The sequence below is a fragment of the Geodermatophilus maliterrae genome, from assembly GCF_041018925.1.
Classification (GTDB): Bacteria; Actinomycetota; Actinomycetes; order Mycobacteriales; family Geodermatophilaceae; genus Geodermatophilus; species Geodermatophilus maliterrae.
In genome coordinates, this window is sequence record NZ_JBFNXQ010000013.1 from 23,553 (window position 1) to 38,234 (window position 14,682).

Annotated in this window: 16 protein-coding genes; 5 read left to right on the forward strand and 11 right to left on the reverse strand. The window is 73.5% G+C overall.

Annotation, left to right across the window (positions count from 1 at the left end):
• Positions 1–2 precede the first annotated feature (2 nt).
• Both dapC and fdxA read right to left on the reverse strand, forming a co-directional pair.
• Entirely contained in the window at positions 3–1,121 is a 1,119-nt protein-coding gene (gene dapC / locus ABQ292_RS06495; protein WP_369204554.1) for a succinyldiaminopimelate transaminase, read from the reverse strand.
• Complete coding sequence (fdxA, locus tag ABQ292_RS06500; protein ID WP_369204446.1) at positions 1,118–1,444, reverse strand: ferredoxin; 327 nt, start codon at positions 1,442–1,444, stop codon at positions 1,118–1,120. The genes dapC and fdxA overlap by 4 nt, the downstream gene beginning before the upstream one ends.
• A 160-nt stretch (positions 1,445–1,604) precedes the next feature.
• On the opposite strand from fdxA, the gene ABQ292_RS06505 reads away from it, so the two are divergent.
• Positions 1,605–2,357: a GNAT family N-acetyltransferase gene (locus tag ABQ292_RS06505; protein WP_369204448.1), complete on the forward strand. Its 753-nt coding sequence runs from the start codon at positions 1,605–1,607 to the stop codon at positions 2,355–2,357.
• On the opposite strand, the gene ABQ292_RS06510 is transcribed toward ABQ292_RS06505, so the two are convergent.
• From ABQ292_RS06510 to ABQ292_RS06540, 7 genes are all read right to left on the reverse strand, one after another.
• Entirely contained in the window at positions 2,336–2,818 is a 483-nt protein-coding gene (locus ABQ292_RS06510; protein ID WP_369204450.1) for a hypothetical protein, read from the reverse strand. The two genes, ABQ292_RS06505 and ABQ292_RS06510, sit on opposite strands and share 22 nt — an antisense overlap.
• Positions 2,815–3,711, reverse strand: coding sequence for an N-acetyl-1-D-myo-inositol-2-amino-2-deoxy-alpha-D-glucopyranoside deacetylase (gene mshB, locus ABQ292_RS06515; RefSeq protein WP_369204452.1), 897 nt, complete (start codon positions 3,709–3,711; stop codon positions 2,815–2,817). The genes ABQ292_RS06510 and mshB overlap by 4 nt, the downstream gene beginning before the upstream one ends.
• Before the next feature lie 153 nt (positions 3,712–3,864).
• Positions 3,865–5,010, reverse strand: a complete 1,146-nt coding sequence (locus tag ABQ292_RS06520; protein ID WP_369204454.1) for an ABC transporter ATP-binding protein — start codon at positions 5,008–5,010, stop codon at positions 3,865–3,867.
• Positions 4,994–6,055, reverse strand: a complete 1,062-nt coding sequence (locus ABQ292_RS06525) for an ABC transporter ATP-binding protein (RefSeq protein ID WP_369204456.1) — start codon at positions 6,053–6,055, stop codon at positions 4,994–4,996. Before ABQ292_RS06525 ends, ABQ292_RS06520 begins: the two co-directional genes overlap by 17 nt.
• Entirely contained in the window at positions 6,052–7,002 is a 951-nt protein-coding gene (locus ABQ292_RS06530; RefSeq protein ID WP_369204458.1) for an ABC transporter permease, read from the reverse strand. Before ABQ292_RS06530 ends, ABQ292_RS06525 begins: the two co-directional genes overlap by 4 nt.
• On the reverse strand, positions 6,995–7,918 hold the full coding sequence (locus tag ABQ292_RS06535) for an ABC transporter permease (protein ID WP_369204460.1): 924 nt from the start codon (positions 7,916–7,918) through the stop codon (positions 6,995–6,997). Before ABQ292_RS06535 ends, ABQ292_RS06530 begins: the two co-directional genes overlap by 8 nt.
• A 137-nt stretch (positions 7,919–8,055) precedes the next feature.
• Complete coding sequence (locus ABQ292_RS06540) at positions 8,056–9,714, reverse strand: peptide ABC transporter substrate-binding protein (protein WP_369204462.1); 1,659 nt, start codon at positions 9,712–9,714, stop codon at positions 8,056–8,058.
• Positions 9,715–10,066: 352 nt separating this feature from the next.
• Here ABQ292_RS06540 and ABQ292_RS06545 point away from each other — a divergent pair, with 352 nt between their 5' ends.
• Positions 10,067–10,240: a CsbD family protein gene (locus ABQ292_RS06545; RefSeq protein ID WP_369204464.1), complete on the forward strand. Its 174-nt coding sequence runs from the start codon at positions 10,067–10,069 to the stop codon at positions 10,238–10,240.
• Between the two features lie 116 nt (positions 10,241–10,356).
• Here ABQ292_RS06545 and ABQ292_RS06550 read toward each other — a convergent pair whose 3' ends face one another.
• Positions 10,357–11,115, reverse strand: coding sequence for a (deoxy)nucleoside triphosphate pyrophosphohydrolase (locus ABQ292_RS06550; RefSeq protein WP_369204466.1), 759 nt, complete (start codon positions 11,113–11,115; stop codon positions 10,357–10,359).
• A 136-nt stretch (positions 11,116–11,251) separates the two neighbouring features.
• On the opposite strand from ABQ292_RS06550, the gene ABQ292_RS06555 reads away from it, so the two are divergent.
• Positions 11,252–11,728, forward strand: a complete 477-nt coding sequence (locus ABQ292_RS06555; RefSeq protein ID WP_369204468.1) for an RrF2 family transcriptional regulator — start codon at positions 11,252–11,254, stop codon at positions 11,726–11,728.
• Here the strand turns inward: ABQ292_RS06555 and ABQ292_RS06560 are convergent.
• Positions 11,703–12,146 (reverse strand): hypothetical protein, encoded by a 444-nt coding sequence (locus tag ABQ292_RS06560; protein ID WP_369204470.1) that lies wholly within the window; start codon positions 12,144–12,146, stop codon positions 11,703–11,705. The two genes, ABQ292_RS06555 and ABQ292_RS06560, sit on opposite strands and share 26 nt — an antisense overlap.
• Before the next feature lie 63 nt (positions 12,147–12,209).
• Here ABQ292_RS06560 and cysC point away from each other — a divergent pair, with 63 nt between their 5' ends.
• Positions 12,210–12,761, forward strand: a complete 552-nt coding sequence (cysC, locus tag ABQ292_RS06565; protein WP_369204472.1) for an adenylyl-sulfate kinase — start codon at positions 12,210–12,212, stop codon at positions 12,759–12,761.
• Between the two features lie 224 nt (positions 12,762–12,985).
• A complete protein-coding gene (locus ABQ292_RS06570; protein ID WP_369204474.1) occupies positions 12,986–14,659 on the forward strand; it encodes a nitrite/sulfite reductase in 1,674 nt (557 codons plus the stop codon).
• Positions 14,660–14,682: the final 23 nt, after the last annotated feature.

The window sequence follows — 14,682 nt, forward strand, 5'->3', positions numbered from 1 at the left end:
GGTCAGGCGGTGAGGCGCTCGGCCGCGGCGTCGATGCGCTCGTCGGTGGCGGTCAGCGCCATGCGCACGTGCCGGGAACCGGCCGGTCCGTAGAACGAGCCGGGGGCGGCGACGACGCCGAGACCGGCCAGCCAGTCGATGGTCGACCAGCAGTCCTCGTCACGGGTGACCCACAGGTACAGCCCGGCCTCGGAGTGGTCGATGCGGGCGCCGGTGGACCGCACCGCGGCGGCCAGCCGGTCGCGGCGGGACCGGTAGCGCTCGCGCTGCGCGTCGACGTGCGCGTCGTCGGCCAGCGCCGCGGCCATCGCCGCCTGCACCGGGCCGGGCACCAGCAGGCCCAGGTGCCGGCGCACCTCCCACACCCGCCGCACCAGCGCCGGGTCGCCGGAGAGCAGGCCGGCGCGGTAGCCGGCGGCCGTCGACTGCTTGGACAGCGAGTGCACCGCCAGCAGGCCGGTGTGGTCGGGGCCGGCGACGGCGGGGTGCAGCAGCGAGCGCGGCTCGACGTCCCAGCCCAGCGTCGCGTAGCACTCGTCGGCGACCACCGGGACGCCGTGCGCCCGGCCCCAGGCCGCCCAGGCGCGCAGCCGCTCGTCGGAGAGCACCCGGCCGTGCGGGTTGCCCGGCGAGTTCAGCCACACGAGCACGATCCCGGCCGCGTCGACGGGCGGGGTGTCGGTGCGCCGCACCGCCAGGCCGGCCAGCACCGCGCCCACCTCGTAGGTCGGGTAGGCGACCTCGGGGATGACGACGGTGCCCTCGCGCAGGCCGAGCAGCGTGGGCAGCAGCGCCACGAGCTCCTTGGACCCCACGGTGGGGACCACCGACGGGTCGGCCCCGAGCGGGTCGGCCACCGTCACGCCCAGGCGCCGCCGCAGCCAGCCGGCCGCCGCGGTGCGCAGGTCACGGTTGCCGAGCGCGGTCGGGTAGCCCGGGGAGTCGCCCGCCGCGGCCAGCGCGGTGCGCAGCACGTCGGGGGTGGGGTCGACCGGCGTCCCGATGGAGAGGTCGACCACGCCGCCGGGGTGCCGCGCCGCGCGGGCGCGGGCGGCCTCCAGGCTGTCCCAGGGGAAGTCCGGCAGCCGCCCGGCCGCCGTCCCCGGGGCCGTGGTCGTCAGTGACCCTCGCCCTGCGGCGGCAGGGCGGCGACGAGCGGGTGGTCCTTGGCGATCTTGCCGGTCTTGGCCGCGCCGCCGGGGCTGCCCAGGTCGGAGAAGAACTCCACGTTGGCGTCGTAGAAGTCCTTCCACTTGTCCGGGACGTCGTCCTCGTAGTAGATGGCCTCCACCGGGCACACCGGCTCGCACGCACCGCAGTCGACGCACTCGTCGGGGTGGATGTAGAGCATCCGCTCGCCCTCGTAGATGCAGTCCACCGGGCACTCGTCGATGCACGCCTTGTCGAGGACGTCGACGCAGGCCTGGGTGATCACGTAGGTCACGGTGGGTCCTCCCGGGGGACGTGCGGGCAGCGATCCGGCGACCGGCCGGTCTCGCGCGTGTCTGACCTCAGTATGGCCCCGCAGGCCCCGGTGAAACGCGACGGGTGGACGGGCCTGCCCCGGTGGAGGGGCGCCGCGGCACCCCGCAGGATCGGCGGGCGTGGGACAGAGCAGATCACCGCTGGGCGTCGCCGATCTCGAACGGCTGGCCGCCCGCGGCTGGCGGGCACCCGAGGAGGAGCCGCTGGGCGGGTGGCTGATGCGCGCCGGCGGCGGGTTCACCGGCCGGGCCAACACCGCGCTCGTCGCCGGCGACCCGGGCTGCCCGCTGCCGGAGGCGGTCGAGGCGGTCGCTGCCTGGTACCGGGCGCGCGGCCTGCGGCCCGGGGCGCAGCTGCCCGGCGTGCAGGCCCGCCGCGCCGACGCGGCGTTCGCCGCCGCCGGGTGGGACCGCGACGAGGACGTGCTGGTCCTCACCGCACCGCTGGTGGCCGGGCCCGACGGCGGCGTGCCGGTCGAGCTCGCCGGCACCCCGGACGACGGCTGGCTGTCGACGTCCGGGTACCTCCGCCGCGCCGAGCCGGCCACGGCCCGCGCGGTGCTGACCAACGCGCCGGAGGTGGTCTTCGCGTCGGTGCGCGCCGACCCGCCCCCGGCGCCACCGGTCGCCGTCGCCCGGGGTGTGGTCACCGGCGACTGGCTCGGGGTGACCGCGGTGGCCGTCGCGGAGGAGCACCGCCGCCGCGGCCTGGCGACGGCGGTGATGGCGGCCGTGACCCGGTGGGGCGCGGCGCGCGGTGCCGGCTGGGTGTACCTGCAGGTCACCTCGTCCAACGCGCCGGCGCGGGCGCTGTACCGCCGGGCGGGCTTCGTGGAGCACCACCGCTACCACTACCGGTGGGCGCCGTCCTGACGCCGGAGCCGCCTGGCCGGCGCGGTACCCGGCGCGCCGGGAGGTGCCGCGGCAGCCGGCGGGCGGCCGGGGGTCAGCCCGGGAACGGCGGGCGCGCCCAGTACGCGGCCGACGGCGAAGGCGGCGGCCACCCCGCCGAGGCCGAGGAAGGCGAGCGTCACCGCACCCAGCCCGCCGCCACCGGCGGCGACGAGGTCACCCTCGGGACGGCGCACCGTGGCGGCCACGGCGATCCCCAGCCAGGTCAGCGCCGGCAGCGCCGCGACCGCGCGGGAGCCGGTGAGCCGGTGCGCACCGGCCACCAGCAGCAGGTTGCCGACGACGGCGAGGACGACCGACAGCGGGACGAGGACGCCGGCCACCCGCAGCGGCAGCCAGAAGACCTCGACCAGCGCCAGCCACCCGGCGACGGCCACGGCCAGCACGGCCGCGGACACGAACTCCACGACCCGGCGGGTCATCCGGGGAGACCGGCGAACAGGTCGTCCTCCCAGCCGTCGGGTGCCCCTCCGGCAGGACCGCGCTCGCCGCGCACCAGCCGGTAGTACTCGACGCCGAGCACCTCCTGGCCGAGGTTGTTCGACAGGGCGAAGAAGGGCCCGTCGACGGTGATCTGGGTGGCGTGCGCCCGCATGGCGGCGTCCTTGCGGCCGGCGTGCGCCCGGCCGTCGACGGCGGCGGTGACCAGCTCGTCGGGGACGGCGAACGGGATGTCGTCGATCTCGCCGAGCTGCTCGAACGGCGAGCCCTCTCCGAGCGCCGCCATGGCCTCGACCCCGGCGCGCAGCACCGAGCGCGGCACGCAGCACCAGTAGACCTTCGCGACGTCCCACACCTCGCCGAGCTCGGGACGGTAGGCGGGGTCGGCGGCGGCCTCGACGGCGGCCATGGCGACCCGGTGGGCCTGGATGTGGTCGGGGTGCCCGTAGCCGCCGTTCTCGTCGTAGGTGACCACGACCTGCGGCCGGACCTCCCGGACGACGGCGACCGCGTGCCCGACCGCCTCGTCGAGGTCGGCGTTCCAGAAGGCGCGCGGCTCCTCGTTGGCCGGCGTCCCGATCATCCCGGAGTCGCGGTAGCGGCCGGCGCCGCCGAGGAAGCGCCAGTCGGTCACGCCGAGCGCGTCCATCGCCGCCCGCAGCTCGGCGATCCGGTAGCCCCCGAGCTGGTCGGCGTGCTCGGGACCGAGCAGCTCCAGCTCGGGGACGAGGACCTCACCCTCCTCGCCCAGCGTGCAGGTCAGCAGCGTGACCTGTGCTCCCTCGGCGACGTAGCGCGCCATCGTCGCGCCGTTGTTGATGGTCTCGTCGTCGGGGTGCGCGTGGACGAGCAGGAGCCGGCGGTCAGCGGTCACCGGGCCATCCTCTCCGAGCGCCGGGACGGGCACCGAGGCAGCCCGCGGCGTGACCGAGGTGTGGCGCGTCCTCCCTCACCGCAGCGCGTCCTCCCGGACCGTGCACCGTCGGGGAGGACGCGCGACGATCAGGTCACCTGATCGTCGCCGGGACTACTCGGCGTCGACGGGGACCACCGCGCGGGCCTCGGCGAAGTGGCAGGCCGCGGGGTGGCCCTGGCCGCGGTCGACCAGCGCCGGCGCCTCCCGGGCACAGACGTCCTGCGCCTTCCAGCAGCGGGTGCGGAACCGGCAGCCCGAGGGCGGGTCGGCGGGGCTCGGGACGTCGCCCTGCAGCAGGATGCGGTCCTTCTGCCCGCGCAGGGCCGGCTCGTGCAGCGGCACCGACGACAGCAGCGCCTGCGTGTAGGGGTGCGACGGCGAGGTGTAGACCTGCTCGCCGGTGCCCTCCTCGACGATGCTGCCGAGGTACATGACCGCCACCCGGTCGGAGATGTGCCGCACCACCGACAGGTCGTGGGCGATGAACAGGTAGGACAGGCCGAGCTCGTCCTGCAGATCCTCGAGCAGGTTGACCACCTGCGCCTGCACCGACACGTCGAGGGCCGAGACCGGTTCGTCGCAGACGATGACCTCCGGCTGCAGGGCGAGCGCGCGGGCGATGCCGATGCGCTGCCGCTGGCCGCCGGAGAACTGGTGCGGGTAGCGGTTGACGTAGTCGGGGTTGAGGCCGACGCGGTCGAGCAGCTCCTGGGTGCGCTTGAGCCGGCCCTTCCTCGGGGCGACGTCGGCGTGCACCGACCAGCCCTCGGCGACGATGTCGCCGACGGTCATCCGCGGGTTCAGCGACGCGTAGGGGTCCTGGAAGATGATCTGGACCTCGCGCCGGTACTCCTTGAGCGCGCGGCCGCCCATGCCGGCGATGTCGCGGCCCTTGTAGAGGATGGAGCCCGCGGTCGGCTTCTCCAGCGCGACGAGCAGCTTCGACACCGTCGACTTGCCGCAGCCGGACTCGCCGACCAGGCCGACGGTCTCGCCCCGGCGCAGGGTGAGGTCGACGCCGTCGACGGCGCGCACGTGCCCGACGGTCCGCTTGAAGACGACGCCCTGGGTCAGCGGGAAGTGCTTCTGCAGCCCGCGGACCTCCAGCAGCGCCTCGCCCATCGTCCCGCGGGCACCGGTCGCCGCCGCCCCGGACGTGAGCTTGGTCAGGGACTGCGCCGGCGTCGCCGGGGCGGCGGGCGCGGACTCCGGCAGGGACGACGCCGCGGTGGCGCCGTGTTCACGGGGCTCGGACACCGAGCACCTCCTCGCTGTAGTGGCAGGCCGCCTCGCGCCCCGGGACGACCAGCCGCAGCGGCGGGGCGTCGGTGGCGCACTCGCGACCCGGCGCCGCCTCCGCGCCCAGACGGCGGCGGGAGCAGCGCGGGTGGAACGGGCAGCCGCTCGGGATCCGCGCCAGGTTCGGCGGCTGGCCGGCGATCGGCCGGAGACGCCCGCCCTTGGCCTCCACCTGCGGCACCGAGCTCATCAGGCCGTCGGTGTAGGGGTGGGCCGGGCGGGTGAAGACGTCGTCGACGGTGCCCCGCTCGACGATCTCGCCGGCGTACATGACCGCGACGTTGTCGGCGACCTCGTTGACCACGCCGAGGTCGTGGGTGATGAGGATCAGCCCCATCCCCGTCTCCTGCTGCAGGTCCTTGAGCAGGTCCATCACCTGCGCCTGCACCGTGACGTCGAGGGCGGTGGTCGGCTCGTCGGCGATCAGGATCCGCGGGTCCAGCGCGATGGCCATGGCGATCATGACGCGCTGGCGCATGCCGCCGGAGAACTGGTGCGGGTAGTCGTCGACCCGGCGGGCGGCGGCCGGGATGCGCACGCGGTCCATCAGGTCGACGGCGTGCCTGCGGGCCTCCTTCTTGCTCATCCCCCGGTGCACGCGGAACATCTCGCCGATCTGGAAGCCCACGCTGTAGACGGGGTTCAGCGACGAGAGCGCGTCCTGGAAGATCATCGAGATGCCCGGGCCGCGGATCTTGCGCTGGTCCTCGGCCGACATCTCCAGCACGTTGCTGCCCTGGAACCAGATGCCACCGCCGGTGATGACCGCGGGCGGGGTCTCGAGGATCCCCATGATCGCCTGGGCCGACACCGACTTGCCGGAGCCGGACTCGCCGAGGATGGCCAGGGTCTCCCCCGCCGCCAGGCTGTAGCTCACGCCGTTGACGGCGTGCACCGTGCCCGAGCGGGTGCGGAACTCCACGTGCAGGTCGTCGACGTCGAGCAGCGGGGTCCCGGCCGGCACGAGGTCGGCGGTGGGCCCGGACAGGTCCAGGTGGGTCATGCGCGCTGCCTCGGGTCGAGGGCGTCGCGCAGGGCGTCGCCCATCATGATGAAGGCCATCACGGTCAGGGTCAGGACGATGCTCGGGAAGAGCACCAGGTGGGGGGCGGTCCGCAGCAGCGACTGACCCGCCTCGATCTGCAGACCCCACGAGATGGCCGGCCGCTGCAGTCCGACGCCGAGGAAGGTCAGCGTCGCCTCGGCGGCGATCAGCACACCGATGGTGATCGTCGTGTACACCAGCACCGGCGCCACGGCGTTCGGGAGGATGTGCCGGACCAGGATGCGGCCGTTCGAGGCCCCCATCGCGCGCGCCGCCGCGACGTAGTCGGAGCTCTTGACCGCGATCACCTGGGAGCGCACCAACCGCATCGCGGTCATCCAGCCGAAGACCGCCAGTGCGACGGCCACCGCCACGACCCCGCGCCCCAGGACCCCGCTGCGCAGGACCACCAGCGCACCCAGGATCAGCGGCAGCGCGTAGAAGATGTCGGTGACGCGGCTGAGCAGGCCGTCCACCCACCGGCCGTCGAAGCCGGCGACCGCGCCGACGACGACACCGAGCACGAGGACCACGGCGACTGCGAGCAGCCCGATGATGAGCGAGTTGCGGGCGCCGTAGACCACGTTGGCCAGGTAGTCGCAGCCCTGCTGGTCGAACCCGAACCAGTGCTCGGCCGACGGCTTCTGGTTGCTGCTGCTCAGGTCGCAGGCGCGCGGGTCCGCCCCGCGGGCGAACAGCTGCGGCACCAGGGCCATCAGCAGGAACACCAGCCCGAACACGGCGCCGATCCAGAACAGCGGGTTGCGCCGCAGGTCGCCCCAGGCGTCGCTCCAGAGGCTGTTCTGCCGGTCGCTGGTGACGTCGACCGAGGGGCTGGCCAGCCCGGTGGTGGTCCCGGCCTCGACGACGTCGTGCCGCAGGTCGGCCTGCTGCTGCTCAGTCATAGCGGATCCTCGGGTCGAGGACGGCGTAGAGCACGTCCACGACCAGGTTGAAGAAGACGAAGAAGAAGACCATCAGCGTGACGATGCCGACGACGACCGCGCCCTCCTGGGTCTGGACGCTGTCGAACACCGCCCGTCCGATGCCGGGGAGGTTGAACACCGTCTCGGTCACGATCGCCCCGCCCATGAGGGTGCCGATGTCCGCGCCGATGAAGGTGATCACCGGGATGAGGCTGTTGCGCAGCGTGTGCCGCACGATGACCGTCCGGTTGGGCAGGCCCTTGGCGCGAGCGGTCCGCACGTAGTCGGCGCGCAGGTTCTCCGCGATGCTGGTGCGGGTCAGCCGGGCGACGTAGGCCAGCGAGCCGGAGGCGAGCACGAGCCCCGGCAACAGGTAGCTGTACCACCCCTTGTTGATGCCGGCGATCGGGAACCAGCCGAACTGGAGCCCGAGGACGAACTGGGCGATGAAGGCGAGGACCAGGATCGGCACGGACACGACGAGCGTGCTGGAGACGAGCACGAGGTTGTCCAGGAACCCGTTGCGCCGGACCCCGGCGAGCACGCCGGCGATGATCCCGATGACGGTCTCGATGGCGATGGCGACGACCGTGAGCCGCACCGTGACCGGTAGCCGCTGGAGGATGGTGTCGCTCACCGCGCGGCCGCGGAAATCGGTACCGAGGTCACCCTGGAGCAGGTCGCCGACGTACTTGGCGTACTGGACGACCAGCGGGTCGTCGAGGTTGAACTCGTCACGCAGCTGGGCGACCACGGCCGGGGTCAGTGGCCGGTCGCCGCCGAGTGCGCGGATGGGGTCGCCCGGGAGGGCGTAGACCAGGGCGAAGATGAGGAAGGACGCCCCGATGAGGACGGGGACGGTGAGCAAGAGGCGGCGCGCGATGTAGCGGCCCATGTCGCTCCTCGGTCAGGACACGCGGACGCGGGCGGGGCGTCTCGTCGCGTCGTCCATTCTGGGGCCACACACGGCGGACCGCCGGGGACACCGTCCGGAACTGACGGCATCCCCGGCGGTCGGCCGGCGGTACGTGGTCAGTTGACGGTGACCGCCGCGACGTCGATGTCACCGAAGACGTCGATCACCACGTCGCTGACGGCCTCGGAGTGCACCGCCTGCTCGAGGTCGAAGAACATCGGGGCGATCGGCATGTCCTCCAGCAGGATGTCCTCGGCCTGGTTGTAGTACTCGATGGCCTCCTCGTTGCTGGCCGCCGAGTTGCCCTGCTGGATGAGCGCGTCGAACTCCGGGTTGGTGTAGAAGGTCGTGTTCGAGCCCGCCGGGGGCAGCGCCGCAGCCGAGTACAGCGGCTCCAGGTAGTTCTGCGGACTCGGGTAGTCCATGCTCCACGCGAGCCGGAACGGACCGGTCATCCCCTGCTCGTCGAGCAGCGGGAGGTACTGGGCGAAGTCGAGGTCACCCCGCAGGGAGTACTCGACGCCGACGTTCTCGCGCAGCTGGTTGCCCACGGCCTCCACCCAGGCGTCGTGGCCCGCACCGGCGTTGAACCAGAGCTCGATCGGCTGGCTCCGGTCGAAGCCCGCCTCGTCCAGCAGCTGGTTGGCCCGGTCGACGTCCAGCTCGCAGTACTGGCAGACACCCTCGCGGTAGCCGTCGACCACCGGCGCGATGAACGCGTCGGCCGCCTCGCGACTCCCCGCGAAGATGGCGTCGGCGATGGCCTGGCGGTCGATGGCCATCGACAGCGCCTGACGCACGCGCGGGTCGGCGAAGCGCGGCTCGTAGGTCGGGAAGCCCATGTAGGTGAAGCCCGACGACGGCGCCTCCAGGTAGCGGTCGCCGAACTCCGACTCCGCCGAGGAGATGGCGTCCGGCGGCAGGTCGGGAGAGACGTCGAGGTTGCCGGCCTGCACGTCGGTGAAGGCGGTGTTGATGTCCGTGTAGACGCGGAACTCCACGGTCTCGGCCTGGGCGGGCTGCTCGCCGCCGTAGTCGTCGTAGCGCGTGACGGTGAAGCCCTGACCCGGCACGAACTCCTCGGTGGCCTGCAGGGGACCGTTGCCGACCGGCTGGGCGCCGAAGGCGTCGGGGTCGTCGTAGAACGACTCGGGCAGCGGGTAGAAGGCGCTGTAGCCGACGGTCACCGGGAACTGCGCGAACGGGCTGGCCAGCGTGACCGTGAAGGTGCTGTCGTCGACGACCTGCAGGCCGCTCATCTCGGTGGCAGCCGGGTCGCCGGTGATGTTCCCGGCGTCGTCGGTGGGCGCCTGCAGTTCGTCGTACCCGGCGATGTTGGAGAAGAAGTAGGACCCGCCCTGGGCGTTGGGGCTGTAGGCCGTGTAGTTCCACGCGTCCACGAAGGACTGCGCGGTCACCGGAGTGCCGTCGTGGAAGGTCCACCCGTCGTTCAGCGTGACGGTCCAAGTGGTGTTGTCCTCGGACTCGATCGACTCGGCGACGCCGGTGTACTCCACCGAGCCGTCCGTCGCGTACTGCACCAGGCCGGTCCACAGCGACCGGACGACCTGGGCGCCCTCGCTCTCGGTGGTGTTGCCGGGCACGAGGGGGTTCTCGGGGTCGCTGTACAGCGCGATGCTGAAGGTGCCGCCACCGCCACCGCCACCGCCGCCGCCGCCGGACCCACCGTCGTCGCTGCCGCCGCAGGCGGACAGCAGCAGCGCGCCGGACAGGCCGGCCGCGACGAGCGCCGACCGGCGCTTGCTCAACTTCACGTGCGATGCCTCCCTCATCCCGCGTGCGCGGGGGGAACGGACTGGCCGGTGCCCCACCCGGGCTCGTGGCCGGGCGACGGCATCCGCCAGGTGAACACCAGGAACGGCCCTGGAACGCCGTGGCGACCCTAGGCAGCCGTGCCGAGGAGCGTCCACGGCCGTCACCGATTTGTGACCGGGGCTCACGATCCGGCGGGGCACACCGCAAGGTCGACGCCGCACCGCTCCGGTGACCACACGTGTTCCGGTCCTGCCCCCGTCCGTGCCGCAGGACTTCCGCCGTCCGCGCGATCGGGTGTCCGGCGCCGTCCGGTGGGTAACCCCCTCCTCAGCCGACGGAAGGAGCTCATCCATGAGCGGCATCGACAAGATGAAGAACAAGGCGCAGGAGCTGTCCGGCGAGGGCAAGGAGCGCGTGGGCGAGGCCACCGGCGACCGCGACCTGCAGGCCGAGGGCGCCAACGACAAGGCCGCCGGCAACCTCAAGCAGGCCGGCGAGAAGGTCAAGGACGTCTTCAAGAAGTAGGAGGACCCCCTCCTCCCCACCCCTCGCGAGCTCGGGGTGGGTCCCCGGAGGGGCCGCACTGCGCCGCGGGCGCCGCCTCCATCCCGGGGCGGCGCCCGCGGCGTGTCCGGCCGGGGTCACGGGCGGCCGAGCAGCTCGCGGACGGCGGGCAGCAGCGGGCGGTCAGCGGCGATCCAGTCCATCGCGTCGAGGTCGGCCGCACCCACCCAGCGCAGGTCGCGGTGCTCGTGCGCCACCGGCTCACCCTCGGCGAGACGCGCCGACCACACCCGCAGCGTCGAGGCCCCCGGCACTCCCCCGCCGACGACGCCGTCGAGGACCACCTCGCCGAGGAGGACCTGCGGCGAGACGGTGATCCCGAGCTCCTCGGCGCACTCGCGCACCAGCGCGGCCAGGTGCTCCTCCCCCGGCTCGACCTTGCCGCCGGGGAACTCCCAGAGACCGGCGAGCGGGCCGGAGCCGCGCTGGGCCACGAGCACGTGGTCCCCGCGGACGATGGCCGCCCCCACCACCTGGACGACGTCGAGCGCCTGCTGGGCGGCCGCCGCGGCGTAGCCGTCGAGGTGACGGCGCATCGCGCGCCGCACCCGCCGCCGGCGCAGCACCACCCGGTCGGCCAGCGCCCCCAGCGGTCCGGCCAGGCCGGTGTCCCAGTCGACCTGCTCGTCGACACGGGTCCCCTCGGCGGTCGCGGTGAACCGCCGGGTGTGGGTCAGCGTCCGCCGGCCCCGGCCGAGGGTGTAGACGTCGCGCACCGGCCGGACCGACTCGACCTCCTCCAGCGGCACCGGCCACGGGCGGCCGAGGGCGCGGGCGACGTCGAACGCGACGGTCAACGGCGCCGCCACGATGGTGGTGAAGCGCAGCCGGTGCACCCCGTCACCCTCGCAGACCAGGCAGGATGGGCCCCTGCAGGACTCGGCAGGAAGGGCCCCTGCAGGACTCGGCAGGCAGGGCCCCTGCAGGACTCGGCAGGAAGGGCCCCTGCAGGACTCGGCAGGAAGGAGCACCGTGCGCATCACGGCCCGGGTCGACTACGCCGTCCGCGCGGCCCTGGAGCTGGCGGCCGCGGCGCCGGGCGCGCTCACCTGCGACAAGATCGCCACCGCCCAGGGCATCCCGTCGCGCTTCCTGCAGGGGATCCTCGGCGACCTGCAGCACGCCCGGCTGGTCACCAGCCAGCGGGGCCGCGAGGGCGGCTACCGGCTGGCGCTGCCGCCGTCGGAGATCTCCATCGCCCGGGTCATGCGGGTCGAGCAGGGGTTCCTCGCCGAGGTGCACGGCCAGCGCCCCGAGGACGTCAGCTACCCCGGGACCGCGCAGGAGCTGGCCAGCGTGTGGGTCGCCGCGAGGGCGGCCTACCGCCGGGTGCTCGAGGAGGTCACGCTCGCCGACGTCGTCGCCGGGGAGCTGCCGGCGCCGGTGGCCGAGCTGGCCGCCGTCGAGAGTGCCTGGCGCTCCTTCAGCGACGACCGCGCCCGCGACTGAGCCGCCGCCCACCGACGGCGGGAGGCGACGTCGCGCGCCAGAGGACAGGGGTCGCCGCGACCAGCGCGACGGCGAGCAGCGTGACCACGGCCTGGCCGACACGCCCCGCCGTCACTCCGACCGCCGGGTCCACCGCGTAGTTGGCCCACGCGTTGGCGGCGGCATCGGAGACGAGCACCGCCACCGCCAGGACGACACCGCTGCGCCGGCGCAGCGCCAGCAGCACGGCGGCCAGCGGGTCGAGCAGGGTCAGCGAGACGAAGTAGGCCCGGAGCCAGCCCGGCAGCGCCGGGTACGGGTCGCCGCCGCCGAGGACCAGCTGGGCGACGTGCACCGCGGTGCCGTACGCGAGGACGGCGACCGCTGCGGTCGCGGCGACCCGCGCCGGTCGCGGCGCTCCTTCCCAGCGGTTGGTCACGGCGGCAGGCTCCCAGGAGGGCCGGGTGCCCGTCGCCGTGCCGGCCTGGGCGAGACTCGGGGCGTGAGCAGCGCGCAGCACGGTGGCGTCACCGTCTTCCTCACCGGCCTGTCGGGCGCGGGCAAGTCCACCGTGGCCGACGCGCTCGTGGCCGAGCTGGAGGCCGAGGGCCGGCCGGTGACCGTCCTGGACGGCGACGTCGTCCGCACGCACCTGTCCAGCGAGCTGTCCTTCTCCCGCGAGCACCGCGACCTCAACATCCGGCGGATCGGCTTCGTGGCCGGCGAGGTGGTCAAGCACGGCGGCACCGCCGTCGTCGCCGCGATCGCGCCGTACGACCGGGCGCGCGAGGAGGCGCGGGAGCTGGTCGAGCGGCACGGCCGGTTCGTCCTGGTGCACCTGGCCACGCCGCTGGAGGTCTGCGAGGCCCGCGACGTCAAGGGCCTCTACGCCCGCGCCCGGTCCGGCGAGCTGACCGGCTTCACCGGCGTCGACGACCCCTACGAGCCGCCCTCCCGGGCCGAGGTCGTCGTCGACACGTCGGTCACCCCGCTGGCGGAGTCGGTGGCCCGCATCCGCGCGGCCATGGACGGCGGCACGGTGCCGGTCGACTGACGTCACACCGCGCGGGCGTCCGTGTGCGACCATGGACGGCGTGACCTCCCGCGGCCTGCTGCTCGTCGCGCGCCGTCACATCGACTTGGCGCTGGTCAGCAGCGCGGTCTGTCGCCCCGCGCGCTGACCTCCGGTCCCCCGCAGCACCCGCTGCGCCCCCGATCTGGCAGCGCCCTCCGGCCCGGGTGCGATCCCGGCGTGGACGGCGCAGGAAGAAGTGCACCGTGTCCGCTCCTCCCCGTCCCAGCAACCGCCCCCAGCGGGGCCAGGGCCAGTGGGCGCTCGGCTACCGGGAGCCGCTCAACCCCAACGAGCGGATGAAGAAGGACGCCGACGGCCTCACGGTCCGTCAGCGGATCCTCGACGTCTACGCGCACACCGGGTTCGACGGGATCGACCCCTCCGACCTGCGTGGGCGGATGCGCTGGATGGGCCTCTACACCCAGCGGGCCCAGGGCATCCCCGGCGGGAAGACCGCCGTCCTCGAGCCCGAGGAGCTCGAGGACTCCTACTTCATGATGCGGGTCCGCACCGACGGCGGAGCCCTGTCGAGCGCCCAGCTGCGCACCATCGGCGGCATCAGCACCGACTTCGGCCGCGACGTCGCCGACGTCACCGACCGGCAGAACATCCAGTACCACTGGATCCGGATCGAGGACGTGCCCGAGATCTGGCGGCGGCTGGAGGCCGTCGGGCTCACGACGACGGAGGCCTGTGGCGACACCCCCCGCGGGATGCTCAACTGCCCGCTGGCCGGCGTCCTCGCCGACGAGGTGCTCGACGCCACCGACGTCATGGCGCAGACGGTCGCCACGTACCTGAACGACCCCGCGTTCAGCAACCTGCCGCGCAAGTGGAAGACGTCCATGTCCGGGTGCGTGGACCATTGCACCGAGCCGGAACTGGACGACATCTCGTTCGTGGGCGTGGTGAACGAGGCCGGCGAGGCCGGCTACGACCTCTGGGTCGGCGGCGGGCTGTCGACCAACCCGAAGTTCGGCCAGCGGATCGGCGTGTTCGTCCGCCCCGACCAGGTGACCGACGTCTGGGCCGCGGCCACCTCCATCTTCCGCGACTACGGCTACCGCCGGCAGCGCAACCACGCCCGGATGAAGTTCCTCATGGCCGACTGGGGTCCCGAGCGCTTCCGGCAGGTCCTGCAGGACGAGTACCTGCACGAGGCACTCCCCGACGGGCCGGCTCCCGCGCCCGCGAAGCACGACCAGCGTGACCACGTCGGCGTCGCCAAGCAGAAGGACGGCACCAACGCCGTCGGCTTCGCGCTGCGCACCGGCCGCATCACGGGCACGGTGCTGACCCGGATCGCCGACCTCGCCGACGAGCACGGCGCCGGCCGCATCCGGACGACGACGCAGCAGAAGATGGTCGTCCTCGACGTGCCCGACGAGCGGGTCGAGGACCTCGTGGCCGCGCTCGCCGAGCACGACCTGCTGGTCCGCCCGAGCGCGTTCCGCCGCGGCACCATGGCGTGCACCGGCCTGGAGTTCTGCAAGCTGGCGATCGTCGAGACCAAGCAGCACGCCCAGGACCTCTACGCCGAGCTGGAGAAGCGGCTGCCCGACTTCGACGAGCCGATCGGCATCAACGTCAACGGCTGCCCGAACAGCTGTGCCCGGTTCCAGACCGCCGACATCGGCCTCAAGGGCTCGATGGTGCGCGACGACTCGGGTGAGATGGTGGAGGGCTTCCAGGTCCACCTCGGCGGGCACCTCGGCACCGAGGCCACCTTCGGCCGCAAGATCCGCGGCCACAAGGTGACCAAGGCCGAGACCGCCGACTACTGCGAGCGGCTGCTGCGCGGCTACCTCGAGCGGCGCGAGCCCGGCGAGCGGTTCGCCGCCTACGTCGAGCGGGCCGAGGAGGCCTGGTTGCTGTGAGCGGGCTGCTGTGACGGAGGAGC